13 protein-coding genes are annotated in these 13,808 nt (G+C 68.0%); 9 read left to right on the top strand and 4 right to left on the bottom strand.

Going from position 1 to position 13,808, the window contains the following annotated elements:
- The first annotated feature begins 161 nt into the window (after positions 1–161).
- On the top strand, positions 162–716 hold the full coding sequence (gene hslV, locus FW784_RS07870) for an ATP-dependent protease subunit HslV (protein ID WP_149352799.1): 555 nt from the start codon (positions 162–164) through the stop codon (positions 714–716).
- Between the two features lie 72 nt (positions 717–788).
- Positions 789–2,180 carry an ATP-dependent protease ATPase subunit HslU gene (gene hslU / locus FW784_RS07875; RefSeq protein WP_328592718.1) on the top strand — a complete coding sequence of 464 codons (1,392 nt, stop codon included), beginning with the start codon at positions 789–791 and terminating at the stop codon, positions 2,178–2,180.
- Positions 2,181–2,183: 3 nt separating this feature from the next.
- On the opposite strand, the gene FW784_RS07880 is transcribed toward hslU, so the two are convergent.
- Positions 2,184–2,675, bottom strand: coding sequence for a DUF6328 family protein (locus tag FW784_RS07880; protein ID WP_149352800.1), 492 nt, complete (start codon positions 2,673–2,675; stop codon positions 2,184–2,186).
- A gap of 91 nt (positions 2,676–2,766) precedes the next feature.
- Here FW784_RS07880 and FW784_RS07885 point away from each other — a divergent pair, with 91 nt between their 5' ends.
- Together FW784_RS07885 and ubiE are read left to right on the top strand one after the other, a co-directional pair.
- On the top strand, positions 2,767–3,240 hold the full coding sequence (locus tag FW784_RS07885) for a DUF2269 family protein (RefSeq protein WP_149352801.1): 474 nt from the start codon (positions 2,767–2,769) through the stop codon (positions 3,238–3,240).
- 279 nt (positions 3,241–3,519) lie between these two features.
- Positions 3,520–4,278 (top strand): bifunctional demethylmenaquinone methyltransferase/2-methoxy-6-polyprenyl-1,4-benzoquinol methylase UbiE, encoded by a 759-nt coding sequence (gene ubiE, locus FW784_RS07890; protein WP_149352802.1) that lies wholly within the window; start codon positions 3,520–3,522, stop codon positions 4,276–4,278.
- Positions 4,279–4,412: 134 nt separating this feature from the next.
- Here ubiE and FW784_RS07895 read toward each other — a convergent pair whose 3' ends face one another.
- Positions 4,413–6,608, bottom strand: coding sequence for a DUF5916 domain-containing protein (locus tag FW784_RS07895; RefSeq protein ID WP_187770721.1), 2,196 nt, complete (start codon positions 6,606–6,608; stop codon positions 4,413–4,415).
- Positions 6,609–6,832: 224 nt separating this feature from the next.
- Here FW784_RS07895 and FW784_RS07900 point away from each other — a divergent pair, with 224 nt between their 5' ends.
- From FW784_RS07900 to FW784_RS07910, 3 genes are all read left to right on the top strand, one after another.
- Positions 6,833–8,776, top strand: coding sequence for a M1 family metallopeptidase (locus FW784_RS07900; RefSeq protein WP_149352804.1), 1,944 nt, complete (start codon positions 6,833–6,835; stop codon positions 8,774–8,776).
- Between the two features lie 127 nt (positions 8,777–8,903).
- Entirely contained in the window at positions 8,904–9,263 is a 360-nt protein-coding gene (locus tag FW784_RS07905) for a YfeK family protein (protein WP_149352805.1), read from the top strand.
- Positions 9,264–9,320: 57 nt separating this feature from the next.
- Positions 9,321–10,031: a hypothetical protein gene (locus tag FW784_RS07910; protein ID WP_187770722.1), complete on the top strand. Its 711-nt coding sequence runs from the start codon at positions 9,321–9,323 to the stop codon at positions 10,029–10,031.
- Between the two features lie 105 nt (positions 10,032–10,136).
- Here the strand turns inward: FW784_RS07910 and FW784_RS07915 are convergent, their stop codons facing one another.
- Together FW784_RS07915 and FW784_RS07920 are read right to left on the bottom strand one after the other, a co-directional pair.
- Entirely contained in the window at positions 10,137–10,502 is a 366-nt protein-coding gene (locus FW784_RS07915; protein ID WP_149352807.1) for a hypothetical protein, read from the bottom strand.
- Entirely contained in the window at positions 10,499–11,431 is a 933-nt protein-coding gene (locus tag FW784_RS07920; protein ID WP_149352808.1) for a carbohydrate kinase family protein, read from the bottom strand. The genes FW784_RS07915 and FW784_RS07920 overlap by 4 nt, the downstream gene beginning before the upstream one ends.
- A gap of 260 nt (positions 11,432–11,691) precedes the next feature.
- Between FW784_RS07920 and FW784_RS07925 the strand changes: the two genes are divergently transcribed.
- Both FW784_RS07925 and mreC read left to right on the top strand, forming a co-directional pair.
- Positions 11,692–12,738 carry a rod shape-determining protein gene (locus tag FW784_RS07925; RefSeq protein WP_149352809.1) on the top strand — a complete coding sequence of 349 codons (1,047 nt, stop codon included), beginning with the start codon at positions 11,692–11,694 and terminating at the stop codon, positions 12,736–12,738.
- A gap of 111 nt (positions 12,739–12,849) precedes the next feature.
- The coding region (mreC, locus tag FW784_RS07930) for a rod shape-determining protein MreC (protein ID WP_149352810.1) at positions 12,850–13,808 on the top strand (959 nt) is incomplete at its 3' end.

Genomic DNA, 13,808 nt, shown 5'->3' on the forward strand with positions numbered 1-13,808 from the left:
CGCGAGGCTGCGCAGGCGCCGGCACACCCGCAATCGCGCGCGCTCTTGGCCTGCACGGCCGCCGCCGATCCGCGCGGCCGCTCCGCTTCGCGTGCCTTGAACGGGCGCGTCCGCACCCTCACGTCGGTTGGACGCAGCGCCGCCGCGCTCCCGGAGCCCGAATGGATCCCAGCCGCAATCCCCATGTTTTCCATGCCACCACGATCCTGTCCGTGCGCCGCGATGGCCGCGTCGCCGTCGGGGGCGACGGGCAGGTCACGCTCGGCAACACCGTGATGAAATCGAACGCGCGAAAGGTGCGCCGGCTCGGCCGCGACGGCCAGGTTCTGGCCGGTTTCGCAGGCGCCGCCGCTGACGCGTTCACCCTGTTCGAGCTGTTCGAGGCCAAGCTGGAGAAGCACGGCCAGCTCACCCGCGCGGCGGTCGAGATGGCCAAGGACTGGCGCACCGAACGCCGCCTCGGAAAACTCGAGGCGCTGCTATGCGTGGCCGATCGCGAGACCTCGTTGATCGTCTCCGGCACCGGCGACGTGATCGAGCCCGAGGACGGCATCGTGGCGATCGGCTCCGGCGGTGCGTACGCGCTCTCGGCGGCGCGCGCGCTCGTGGCGCACACGCAGCTGGATGCGCGCGGCATCGTCACGGAGGCGCTGGGCATCGCCGGCGACGTCTGCATCTACACCAATCGCAACCTGGTGGTCGAAGAACTGGCATGACCCGTCCGCGGTGATCCTCATGACCGCCGCCGCGCCGCCCGTCCACCGCGTCGAACCCCGAACAGGAAGACCATGTCGCTCAAGCCCGACACCACCAGCGCCACCATGACTCCGCGCGAAATCGTGCAGGAGCTCGATCGACACATCGTCGGCCAGCACGATGCCAAGCGCGCCGTCGCCATCGCGCTGCGCAATCGCTGGCGTCGCATGCAGCTCGAACCGGAACTGCGCAACGAGGTGATGCCCAAGAACATCCTGATGATCGGGCCCACCGGCGTCGGCAAGACCGAGATCGCGCGCCGCCTCGCCACCCTCGCGAACGCACCGTTCGTGAAGGTCGAGGCTACGCGCTTCACCGAGGTCGGTTATGTGGGCAAGGACGTCGAGCAGATCGTGCGCGACCTCGCCGATACCGCGGTCAAGATGTATCGCGAGCAGGCCAAGAAGAAGGTGCGCGCGCAGGCCGAGGAGCGCGCCGAGGAACGCATCCTCGACGTCCTGTTGCCGCGCCGGGAAAAGGGGCCGGTATTCGGCTTCGAGGACACCCAGCAGCACGCCGACGACGCCGACGAGGAGCGCAAGTACGACGCCACGCGCGGGAAGCTGCGCAAGCAGCTGCGAAGCGGCGCGATCGACGAGCGCGAGGTCGAGATCGAGAGCGCGGTGAACGTCGGCGTCGACATCATGGCGCCGCCCGGAATGGAAGAGATGGGCCAGCAGCTCAAGCAGATGTTTTCGCAGGTGGCGGGCGCGAAGACCCATCGACGCACGATGAGCATCGCCACCGCGCGTGCACTGCTGATCGAAGAGGAAGCCGGGCGCCTGGTCAACGAGGAAGACGTGCGCGAAGCCGCGATCGAAGCGTGCGAGCAGCACGGCATCGTGTTCATCGACGAGATCGACAAGATCGCCAAGCGCGGCGAGAGCGGCGCGACGGGTGGCGACGTCTCGCGCGAAGGCGTGCAGCGTGACCTGCTGCCGCTGGTGGAAGGATCGACGGTGAGCACGAAGTACGGCTCGGTGAAGACCGATCACATCCTGTTCATCGCGTCCGGCGCGTTCCACCTCGCCAAGCCGAGCGACCTCATTCCCGAGTTGCAGGGTCGGTTCCCGATCCGTGTCGAACTGTCGTCGCTGAGCAAGGCCGACTTCGTCAAGATCCTGACCGAGCCGCGCGCATCGCTGACGCACCAATACGTGGAACTCATGCGCACCGAGGGCATCGGCCTCACCTTTTCGACGGATGCGGTCGACCGGATCGCGGAGCTCGCGGCGCAGGTCAACGAGCGCCAGGAAAACATCGGCGCGCGGCGGCTGCACACCGTGCTCGAGCGCCTGCTCGATGCGCTGAGCTACGAAGCGCCGGACCGCGGCGGCGACACCGTGACCATCGATCGCGCGTATGTGGACGCGCAGCTGGCCGAACTGGTCAAGGACCCCGACCTGTCGCGCTACATCCTCTAGCCGTCAGCGCCGCGCGCTCGGATCCAGCCGCAGCACGCGGCTCACCAGTGGAAGCGCGAACCACAGCCCGGCGAAGGTGGCGAGCATCACGCCTGCCACCCATCCGGCGACGCGCGTGCCGGTGATGATGCGGCCGACCAGGTAGGTGTCCATCGCCAGCGAGAGCATCAGCAGCGGCATGCCCGCCAGCAGCATGCGCGTGCTGACGCGCAGGAAGTGGCTGGTGACGCGATCGGCCGAGGTCAGCCGGTGATAGGCCGCGGGCGCCATGATCAGCGCGATCGCGCCGCCGACCAGGGCCAGCGCGCCGAAGTGCAGCAGCTTTTCCGAATGCGTGAGCGCATTGTCGAAGCGATCGGTGAACGCGACCGCCAGCTGGAAGCCGAAAAGCGTCTGCACGCCTGGGATCACGACGCGACATTCCTCCAGCAGGTAGTCCGCCGATTTCGCGAGTGACAGGGTTTCGACGTCGTCGGGGTGCAGGTCGGTGTTCATGTAATCACCTCGCCGCGGAGGATGCGCATGCCGGCGTGGCCGGCACGTCACGGCGGTGCATGATGGCGCGTCTCCGCGCACGGCACCGGCCATGGCCTACCTCTGGATCAAGTGGATCCACATCCTCTCGTCGACGTTGCTGTTCGGCACCGGGCTCGGCATCGCGTTCTTCATGTGGATGGCGCACCTGACCGGCGACGCACGCCACATCGCGAAGACCGCGCGCGTGGTGGTGATCGCCGACACCGTGTTCACCGCACCGGCGGTGCTGGTGCAGTTCCTGACGGGTGCGTGGATGGTGCACCGCCTCGGCGCCCCGTATTCGACGTTCTGGATCGGCTCGGCGCTGGTGCTGTTCTTCGTCGTGGGCGCCTGCTGGTTGCCGGTGGTGTGGCTGCAGGCGCGGGCACGCGACCTGGCGCGGATCGCGGCCGATACCGATTCGCCGCTGCCCGCGGCGTACATGCGCACGATGCGCTGGTGGTTCGTGCTGGGCTGGCCCGCGTTCCTCGGGGTGCTCGGCGTGTTCGCGCTGATGGTCTTCAAGCCTGCAGGGCCGGGCTGAGCCGGCCGGCGCCGAACTGTCGGGGGCCGAGAGGATTCAATGTCGGGCCTGTCCACTCGATGCGGCCCGGAGTTCCATGGTGGAGCGCATGCGGCCATGGCGCCGACGCGATCCCCTCGCGTCGCCCGAGGTGGTCGCTGCGTTGGTCGTCGTCACGGTCGAAGGGGCCGCAGCGGCGAGCGCGATCGCCGGTGCCCGGCCAATCCGGCTACGCGGACTCGGGGAGCCGTTTCGACCCCGGCACCTGACGCTCGTCGCGGGGGTGCAATAATCGCGGGCATGAGCGAAGACCCGCGGCCCGGCACCACGCATTTCGGATATCGCGACGTTCCCGTCGGCGACAAGCAGAAGCTCGTCGGCGAAGTGTTCTCGTCAGTCGCGACCAAGTACGACGTGATGAACGACCTGATGTCGCTGGGCATCCATCGCGTGTGGAAGCGCTACTTCGTTGCCACCGCGCAGGCCAAGCGCGGCGACCGCGTGCTCGACCTCGCCGGCGGCACGGGCGACATCGCCGCACTCCTGGCCGACCGCGTCGGAGACACGGGCGAGGTGGTGGTCGGCGACATCAACGGCGACATGCTCCGCGTCGGACGCGACCGCATGACCGACCGCGGTCGCGTGGGCGGGCTTTCGTGGGTGCAGTGCAATGCCCAGGAGCTGCCGTTTCCCGACGGCTATTTCGACCTGGTGACCATCGCCTTCGGCCTGCGCAACGTCACCGACAAGGATGCCGCCCTGCGCGAGATGCTGCGGGTGTTGCGGCCGGGCGGACAGGCGCGCGTGCTGGAGTTCTCGCAGGTCACCGCCGGCTGGTTCCGCCCGCTGTACGACTTCCACTCGTTCAACGTGCTGCCGCGGCTCGGATCGATGATCGCCGGCGACGAAGCCAGCTACCGTTACCTCGCCGAGAGCATCCGCAAGCACCCGCCGCAACGCGAGCTGCAGGCGATGATGGATGCCGCGGGCTTCGCACGCACCTCGTATCGCAACCTGTCCGCCGGCATCGTCGCCATCCACACCGGCTACAAGGCCTGATGTGCGACGGCTGAAACGCGCCGACGGCGAGGGCCGTCCGCGCGTGCATCGGCCGCGGATGAGCGCGCAACGGCGAGCGCGTTCGCCGCTGCGGTGATCGAACGCGCAGCCCGCCTCCGCGAGTCAACGCGGCATCAGGGCTGCCAGCCGTAGCTGAGCTTGAAGAACACGCCGCGGCTGCTGGCGAACAGGTCGCGGTGTTCGTCGTCGAGGAATCCGCCGAGCGTGCCGCCGGCGTACACCGCCGTGCGCGGATTCACCTTGTACGAGTACACCAGCTGCGCGCCGATATCGCGCGCGTGGCGGTTGACCGGGTGCGTGTACAACGCTGGGTCCTTGTCGACGTTGCTGGCCTGCACCGTCATGCGCAGGCGCTGGCGCGGATCCATCTGCCACGCGAGCCGCGTATCCAGCACCGTGGCTTCGAACGCGGTGCCGCCGTCGCGGCGCAAGCTCTGCTGGAACAGGTCGACGTTGACGCTCAGGCCGCGGCCCAGCGCGACGCTGCCGTTGACGTCGAAGAACCGGCCGTGGCCACGGCGCGACGCGGCGATGTCGATCTGCGGGCCGGTGCGGAAATTGCCGCCCAGTTGCACGCCCGAGCGCGGTATCGCGCTGGCGAACAGGTTGATGTACGACTCCTCGAACAGCCGGCCGTCCCAGAACCGCGAGCGGGTCAGTCCCTGCACGCCGAAGTTGCTCTGCAGCGGCCCGTTCAAGGACAGCCGCGCCTCCAGCTCACGCTCCAGAAGCTGGCCGTCGAAGCGGTGGGTGATGTCGAAGTCCGAATACAGTTGCACGCGGTTGATCTTCGAGCCCTTGTCGAAGAACCAGTTGTAGCCGCCGCCGACCAGCGACTTGTCGTAACCGACCTGGCCGATGAAGCCGAGGTCGGCGCGGAAACCGGGATCTACCTTCTCGTGCCAGCTCGACGCGAACCAGTTGCGGGTTTCGTAGTCGTACTGCGCGCGCCATGCGGCGCCCGAGGGCGCGTTGTCGGCAAAGCCGAGCGAGGTCGGGTATTGCGAATCGCTGCGAAGCAGCTGCGCGACGACGGTGTGGCCGCCGTGCTGCCAGCGCCCGTCGACGCCGGCGACGTCGTTGCGGTAGTCGTCGCCGTGGCGTGCGGTCGTCACCAGGCCGATGCTGGTGCTGGCGTTGAGGTCGTGGCGATACCGTGCGACCAGCACGTCGGCCGGCTGCTCCAGCACGTCGAAGCCGGAACCGAGCACGCCCGGCACCAGCAACTGCGTGGTGGCGTCGCGTGCGACGAACGCGCCGTAGGCGCCGCTGCCGGTGCGGCCGGTGATGCGCAGGCCGTAGTCCGGGTTTGCGATCTGGCGGGTGTAGAGCACCTGGAAGGGCGTGTTGAAGTAATCGGCGCCTTCCATGAAGAACGGACGCTTCTCGGGGAAATACAGCGCGAAATTGCTGGTGAGGTCGAGCTGCGCCTGGTCGGTCTCCACCTGCGAGAAGTCGGGATTGATCGTCGCGTTGAGCGTGAGGTTGGGCGACGGCGCCCACGACACGTCGACACCCGGTTCGACCTGCACGCCTTCGCCATGCCAGTCGCCGTCGCGGCGGTCGCGCGACTCGGCGTCGGTCACCGTCAGCGTAGGCACCACCTCCAGGTTGCGGCCCTGCTGCACGCCTTCCATGCCTTCGATCTTCGCCGCATGGCAGAGCAGGCAGTTGCCGCCGCGCGGGATCACCACGTTGGCGAGCTGGTGGCGCACGTTGCGCGGGTAGCTGCGCAGGCCGATCACGCCCCACTGCTTGGCGCCCTGGGTGTTGCGGAACCGCAGCGTCGAAAACGGGATGCGCATCTCGACGTCGTAGCCGTCGGCGGTGATGCGGCCGGCGCTCGTCCACAGGCCATCCCACGAGTCGTCCTCGTTGCTGGTGGCTTCCTCGCGGATGAGGTCCATCTGCACGCCGAGCGGGTTGACGAAGAACTCGTAGTTGCGGCGGTGGTCGTCGAACGTGTCCAGCATCACGCCGACGAAGTCGTCGCGGTAGGGGCCGTCGCGGTCCGTAAGGTGCGCGCGGATCTTCGACGGCTCCGGGTCCAGCGCGTGGAACGACAGGTAGAGCGCGTCGCGCGTGCTGGCCATGCGCATCGTCGTGTGCACCGGCGAGGGCGTGTTGTCGCCGGGCGAGATCTCGTAGCCGAGTTCCACCGGCACGGCCTGCGACCACGCCGCGTCGTCGAGCACGCCATCGATCACGATGTCGCCATCGAGATGCGGGATGCGGGTGGCGTCGGCCGCGGTGGCGGGCAGGACGAACGCGAGCGTGGCGAGCGCGAGGGCGGTACGGAGCAGGGTCATCGTGGGGTCTTTTGTCGAAAGCACTGGGCGAAAGATGCGTCGCGGCGCGTGCGGGTTTAGCGGGCCACGCCATGCCTGATGGCACATGTGGCTGCGGCGAGGCATCGAACAACGGCGGCGAGGATGAATCACGCGCCGCCGCCGCAGCCCGTGCCGGAAGTCCGGCTGTCGGCCGTCACGGTGTAGCGAAGTACACTCCCCGGGTCTTCCGATGGGCATCGACCATGCGAACGATTCCGCTGATCACCGTTTCCCTGCTCGCACTCGCCGTGCTGGCTGCCGCAGGCTGCAACCGCCAGCCCACGCCGACCACCGGTGGCGAGGCGAAAGCGCCTCCCGCCGCGGCGACCGAGGCACCGCGCCTGGACGAGCATTCCTACGCCGAGCCTGACAAGGTCAAGACGAAGGACATCGCACTCGAGCTCAATGTCGATTTCGACAAGAAGGAGCTGTCCGGCAGCGCGACCTACACGCTCGACTGGCTCGACCCGAAGTGGGGCAAGCTGGTGCTGGACACGCGCGACATCAGCATCGACAAGGTCGTCGGCGAACGCGCCGACGGCAACTGGCGCGACCTGACCTACGTGCTGGCGCCGACGCCGGACAAGATCCTCGGCACCAAGCTCACGATCGCGGCGCCGGAGCGCAACAAGCGCATCCGCATCACGTACCACACCTCGCCCAACGCGTCGGGCCTGCAGTGGCTCACGCCGGAAATGACCGAGGGCAAGAAGACGCCCTTCATGTTCAGCCAGTCCCAGCAGATCCACGCGCGTTCGTGGGTGCCGCTGCAGGACACGACGATGGTGCGCTTCACCTACACCGCGCACGTGACCTCGCCGAAGGACGTGATGGTGCTGATGAGCGCCGACAACGATCCCAAGGCCGTCCGCGACGGCGACTACAGTTTCACCATGCCGCAGGCGATTCCGTCGTACCTGCTGGCCATCGCCGCCGGGGATCTGGTGTTCAAGCCGACCGGCCCGCGTTCGGGCGTCTGGGCCGAGCCCGCGATGGCGCCGAAGGCCGCGAACGAGTTCTCCGACACCGAGAAGATGATGGAGACGGCCGAGAAGCTCTACGGCCCGTATCGCTGGGGGCGCTACGACATCCTCGTGCTGCCGCCGTCGTTCCCGTACGGCGGCATGGAGAATCCGCGCCTGACCTTCGCCACGCCGACCGCCATCACCGGCGACAAGTCGCTGGTCTCGCTGATCGCGCACGAGCTGTCGCATAGCTGGTCGGGCAACCTCGTCACCTTCGCGCGTGCGCGCGATGCATGGCTCAACGAGGGCTTCACCACGTACGTCGAGATGCGCATCGTCGAGGACCTGTACGGCAAGGAACGCGCCGACATGGAGAAGATCGTCGCGCGCAACGAGCTCAAGAAGGAGTTCACCGACGCCAACCGCGACCTCCAGCCGCTGGCCGTCAAGGAAGGCGTGCTGAAGGATCCCGACGACAACCTCACCGGCACGGTCTACACCAAGGGTGCGTGGTTCGCCGAGTTCCTCGAGAACCGTTTCGGCCGCGAGGCCTTCGATGCGTTCCTGCGCGGCTACTTCGACCACTTCGCGTTCCAGTCGATCACTACCGAACAGTTCGCCGACTACGCGAAGGCCAACCTGCTCGACAAGTACCCGGGCAAGGTGACGCAGGCCGAGTTCGACGCGTGGCTGCACGAGCCCGGCATCCCGGCCACCGCGCCGCAGGTGACGAGTGCCCGCTTCGATGCCGTCGACGCGGTGCGCAAGGCCTACCTCGATGCCGGCACGCTGCCGACCGCCGCGACCACCTCGAAGTGGACGACGTACGAATACGTGCACTTCATCGAGGGCCTGCCGGAGGTGATGAAGCCGGAACAACTCGCGCAGATCGACGGCGTCTTCCACTTCACCGGCACGCCGAACGGCGAGATCGCGCAGCGCTGGTATCCGCTCGCGGTGCGCAGCGGCTACACGCAGGCGAATCCGGCGATCGCCGAGTTCCTCACCCGCATCGGCCGTCGCAAGCTGATCATGCCGACCTACAGCGCGCTGGTTAAGACGCCGCAGGGGCTGCAGATGGCGGAGCAGGTGTTCGCGAAGGCCAAGCCGGGCTACCACCCGATCACGTCGGGCTCGGTTGCACAGGTGATCGCCGACGCGAAGTCGGGCAAGACCCAATGAGTTGCGGGTCGCCCTGAAGAAAACCGAGGCCGCCGGGTGCAGATCCGGCGGCCTTGTCGTATCGGCGTTCAGGCGCTCCGTCGTAGCGTGCGCCTGCCGATGCTGGGTCGGCGTCTGGAGCCATTCGATGCGTGCACTGCTCGTTGCCACCCTGCTCGTCGCGTCGGCCACGGCCATGGCGTCGCCGCCGCCCGCGACGCAGCGCGAGATCGCCGGCCTGTTCTCGACACTCGAACGATCGGGTTGCCGGTTCGCGCGCAATGGCTCGTGGTACGACGCAGGCAAGGCGCGCGCGCACCTGCAGGACAAGTACAACTACCTGCTGCGACGTGACGCGATCACGCGCACCGAGGACTTCATAGAACTCGCGGCCACGCGCAGTTCGATGAGCGGGCGGGCGTACCTCGTGCAATGCCCGGGCGCGTCGGCGATCGAGAGCGGCCCGTGGTTCCGCAACGCGCTGGTCAAGTTACGCAGCGCGCACTAGGCGCCGCTCGCGCCGCGGCTGTTATGGTCGGCCCTTGCCGTTGAGGGAGACCGACCGATGCGCATGTCCCGAGCCATCCCGCCGCTGCTGATGGTCACACTCGCCGCCTGCGGGCCCCCGGTGGACCCGAACGCGGAGGCGAAGCTGAAGGCGCAACAGGACGCCGCCGCCGCCGAGCAGATGGCGCACGACCTGGACGTGCAGCTCGGCAACCAGAACTGGACGCTCGCCCGCGCGCAGTGCGACGTCATCGCGTATCGCTATCCGAAGAGCGCCGTGGTGCAACGCTTCGCGACGCGTTGCGCGGAGGCGAAGGCCAAGGCGGAGGAGCAGGGCGAGTCCGCGCGCCTGGCGGGCCTGTGGTCGTACCAGACCAGCCCGGTGGGCGAGGGCAAGCAGCTCAATGCGTCGATCTATGCGAAGGACGACATCGACACCGGCGCCGGCCGCAGCCATGTACGGCTGATCTTCCGCGACCATCCTTCCTGGGGCCGCAGCAGTTATCTCGTACTCGATAACGGCGACTTCAACTGCTACGACGGTTGTACGTTGAAGGTGAAGGTGGACGGCAAGCCGCGCAGCATGGCCGGCAGTCGCCCGAAGACGGACGAAGCGATCGCGATGTTCGTCGAAGACGAGCGCGCCTTGTGGCGGACCGTCACGCACTCCAAGACGATCGAGATCACCCTGCCGCTGAAGGGCGCGCCGCCGCAGACCGCCGTGTTCGAGGTCGGCGGGCTCGATGCATCGCAGATGCCGGGCTGGTGATCGGCGTCGTCGGCGCGACATCGACGCACGAGTGACCGGCACTGACGTCCGCAACGCGAAAGGCCCGCGAGCGCGGGCCTTTCGGCTACCGCATTGCTGGAGCGATCAGCGTGCCTTCGGCACGTAGCCGGTCTGCACCTTGCGGACGGCGACGCCGTTGAACTCGAAGCGGCTGCTCTCCTTGCGCTGCCCGTCCTCCGCCACGTTGCAGCTCACGGTTTCCTTGCCGGTAGCGCCATAGTTGCGGCGGAGGTGCTCGGCGAAATCGCGTTCCTGCGGCGAGTTCCAGATCTCGCCGAACTGCGTGTCGTCCTTGTCGCCCAATTCGTACTGGAAGACATCGGAGTAGTACGCCACGCCGTTGACGCTGGCGGCGCATTCGACGGTGACTTCGCGGGCACTCGCGGCCGGAGCGAACGCCAGCAGCACGAGCGCGGCGAACGGACGACGACGCGTGACCGCCGGGCTCACAACGCGTGCCCGAACTGATCGTGGAACTCGGCGGCGAACTCGTCGTAGGTGAAGCGCTGGTTCTGCGTGCCCGGGTGGCCGACCTTCAGCGCGCCCATCAGCGAGCCCATGCGGCCGCAGGTGGGCAGGTCGTAGCCGCGCATCAGGCCCAGGATCAGTCCCGCGCGGAAGGCGTCCCCGCAACCGGTCGGGTCGACGATGTCGCGCTCGCGCGCCGGCGGCACCTCGTGGCACTGGCCGTCGACGTGGATCTGCGAGCCGCGCGGGCCGCGCGTGGTGATGTACGCGCGCACCTTCGAGGCGATGGTCTTCTCATCCCAGCCGGTGCGTTCCTGCAGCAGGTTCGATTCGTAGTCGTTGACGACGACGTAATCGGCCAGCTCGATGAAATTGCGGAACTCGTCGCCGTTGAACAGCGGCATGGCCTGGCCGGGATCGAAGATGAAGGGGATCCCGCAGTCGTGGAATTCCTGCGCGTTCTGGATCATGCCGTCGCGGCCGTCCGGCGCCACGATGCCGAAGGTGACGCCTTCGACGTCGCGCACGTGGTTGTCGTGCGAGCGGCTCATCGCCCCGGGGTGGAAGGCGGTGATCTGGTTGTTGTCGAGGTCGGTGGTGATGAACGCCTGCGGCGTGAACATGTCCTCGATCGCACGCACCTGGTCGAGCCGGATCCCGCACTTCTCGAAGTGCGCCTGGTACGGCGCGAAGTCCTGTCCGACGGTCGCCATCGGGATCGGGTCGCCGCCGATCAGCTTGAGGTTGTAGGCGATGTTGCCGGCGCAGCCGCCGTACTCGCGGCGCATGCGCGGCACCAGGAACGAGACGTTCAGGATGTGCACCTTGTCCGGCAGGATGTGATTCTTGAACTGGTCCGGGAACACCATGATGGTGTCGTAGGCCAGCGAGCCGCAGATCAAGGCAGACATCAGGACTTCCCCAGGGGTCACCACGCCGGACGCAGCGCGGCGCGTAGCGTAGCGGCTGGGTCCGGCGCCGGCCAGCAAAGACTTCAAAGCACCCGATGCTGAACCGCTGACCGGCCGGTGTGTGACCCGGCGCGGCAGAAACCGCCGTGAAGAGCCGGTGATTCCTTGCCCCGGCGGGACCCCGTTGCTAGGCTGCAGACCCTCGCGCCTGCAAACGGCGCCCGCGCCCCCGCGCCTCCCTTTACGGGTGATTTCCCCCGATGTTGAAGAAATTCCGCGGTATTTTTTCCAATGACCTGTCCATCGACCTGGGCACGGCCAATACCCTCATCTATGTGCGCGGCCAGGGCATCGTCCTGAACGAGCCGTCGGTCGTGGCAGTGCGCCAGGACCGCATGGTCGGCGGCAGCCGCTCGGTGGCCGCCGTCGGCGCCGAAGCCAAGCAGATGCTCGGCCGTACGCCGGGCCACATCACCACCATCCGCCCGATGAAGGACGGCGTCATCGCCGACTTCACCTACACGGAGGAGATGCTCAAGCACTTCATCCGCAAGGTGCACAAGTCGCGCTTCCTGCGCCCGAGCCCGCGCGTGCTGGTCTGCGTGCCCTGCGGCTCGACCCAGGTCGAGCGCCGCGCGATCAAGGAGTCGGCCGAAGAGGCGGGCGCCCGCGAGGTCTACCTGATCGAGGAGCCGATGGCGGCCGCGATCGGCGCCGGCATGCCGGTGACCGAGGCGCGCGGCTCGATGGTCGTCGACATCGGCGGCGGCACCACGGAAGTCGCGGTGATCGCGCTCAACGGCGTCGTGTACTCGCAGTCGGTACGCATCGGCGGCGACCGCTTCGACGAGGCGATCATCAATTACGTGCGTCGCCACTACGGCACGCTGATCGGCGAGGCCACGGCCGAGCGCATCAAGCTCACCATCGGCTGCGCGTATCCGCAGCCCGAAGCGCGCACGATGGAGGTCTCCGGACGCAACCTCGCCGAGGGCGTGCCGAAGATGATCACCATCAGCTCCAACGAGGTACTCGACGCGCTGCGCGAGCCGCTCGGCGGCATCGTTGCGGCGATCCGGCTCGCGCTGGAACAGACGCCGCCTGAACTGTGCGCCGACGTGGCCGAGCGCGGCATCGTGCTCACCGGCGGCGGCGCGCTGCTGCGCGACGTCGATCGCCTCATCAGCGAGGAAACCGGCCTGCACGTGCAGGTGGCGGATGATCCGCTGACCTGCGTGGCGCGTGGTGGCGGGCGCGCGCTCGAGCTGGTCGACATGCACGGCAACGAGTTCTTCGCGCCCGACTGAGGACGCGAACAGGACGCCGCGATCGCGATCGACGCGCGCGTCCTGCCAAGGCGGGCCTGAATCGTCCGCGGATCGCGTCCGCCACTTCCGACATTGGCCTTACGCCCGCACGTGCCCCCTTCGACCGCCCCCGCCCGACTTGGCGACGCCGCAGGCACGCTGCGCCTGCTCGCCTATCTGGCAGCGGCGCTGGCGCTGGCGGTGCTCGACCATCGTGGCGGCTGGATGCACACGCTGCGCCAGCAGGTCGGCGTGGTCGTCGAGCCGGTGCGGGCGCTGGCGGGCCTTCCGGGGCATCTCGTCGACAGCACCACCGACAACGTCGCCACGGTTGCGCAACTCGCGCACCGCAACCAGGAACTGCGTCGCGAGCTGCTGGTTTCGCAGGCACGCATCGCGCGGCTCAGCACCGTGATTTCCGACAACTCGCGACTGCGTGCATTGCTCGATGCCGCGCAGCGGGGCGGTCTGGACGTGCAGCTCGCACCGATCCTCGATGTCGACCTGGATCCCACGCACCAGCGCCTGCTGCTCGACGCGGGCAGCGGCGATGGCGTGCGCGAAGGCCAGAGCGTGATCGACGCGCGCGGCCTGCTGGGCCAGGTCACGAAGGTCGGGCCGCTGCACTCTGACGTGCTTCTGATCACCGATCCCGACCACGCCGTGCCGGTCGCCGTGGCGCGCAATGGCGTGCGGCTGGTCGCCTATGGCACCGGGCGCAACGACCTGCTTTCGCTCGCGAGCATTCCGCTGTCGAGCGACATCAAGGTCGGCGACGTGATCGTGACCTCGGGGCTGGGCGGGCGCTTTCCACCCGGATTTCCCGTCGGTCGCATCGTTGCGCTGCGACCCGACGAGAGCCGTGCATTCCTCGAGGGCGACGTGCGTCCGGCCGCGCAACTCGACCGCGGCCGCGAAGTGCTGTTGCTGCGCTCCAACCGCGTGACGCTGCCAATGCCCCCGCCGCCGCCGCAGACGCTGGCGGGCACGCCGGGCGAAGCCGGCACCCTCCGCGGCGTGCTGCCGAATGCGACCGCGGAGGGCGCCTCGGCGACGACTCCCGCCAGATC

Origin of the sequence: Cognatilysobacter lacus (genome assembly GCF_008274655.1) — a bacterium.
Taxonomy (GTDB): domain Bacteria; phylum Pseudomonadota; class Gammaproteobacteria; order Xanthomonadales; family Xanthomonadaceae; genus Cognatilysobacter; species Cognatilysobacter lacus.

Bases quoted from the DNA above. Each gene is read 5' to 3' on its own strand.
- hslV (WP_149352799.1), top strand. From the start codon at position 162: ATGGATCCCAGCCGCAATCCCCATGTTTTCCATGCCACCACGATCCTG.
- hslU (WP_328592718.1), top strand. From the start codon at position 789: ATGTCGCTCAAGCCCGACACCACCAGCGCCACCATGACTCCGCGCGAA.
- FW784_RS07880 (WP_149352800.1), bottom strand. From the start codon at position 2,675: ATGAACACCGACCTGCACCCCGACGACGTCGAAACCCTGTCACTCGCG.
- FW784_RS07885 (WP_149352801.1), top strand. From the start codon at position 2,767: ATGGCCTACCTCTGGATCAAGTGGATCCACATCCTCTCGTCGACGTTG.
- ubiE (WP_149352802.1), top strand. From the start codon at position 3,520: ATGAGCGAAGACCCGCGGCCCGGCACCACGCATTTCGGATATCGCGAC.
- FW784_RS07895 (WP_187770721.1), bottom strand. From the start codon at position 6,608: ATGACCCTGCTCCGTACCGCCCTCGCGCTCGCCACGCTCGCGTTCGTC.
- FW784_RS07900 (WP_149352804.1), top strand. From the start codon at position 6,833: ATGCGAACGATTCCGCTGATCACCGTTTCCCTGCTCGCACTCGCCGTG.
- FW784_RS07905 (WP_149352805.1), top strand. From the start codon at position 8,904: ATGCGTGCACTGCTCGTTGCCACCCTGCTCGTCGCGTCGGCCACGGCC.
- FW784_RS07910 (WP_187770722.1), top strand. From the start codon at position 9,321: ATGCGCATGTCCCGAGCCATCCCGCCGCTGCTGATGGTCACACTCGCC.
- FW784_RS07920 (WP_149352808.1), bottom strand. From the start codon at position 11,431: ATGTCTGCCTTGATCTGCGGCTCGCTGGCCTACGACACCATCATGGTG.
- FW784_RS07925 (WP_149352809.1), top strand. From the start codon at position 11,692: ATGTTGAAGAAATTCCGCGGTATTTTTTCCAATGACCTGTCCATCGAC.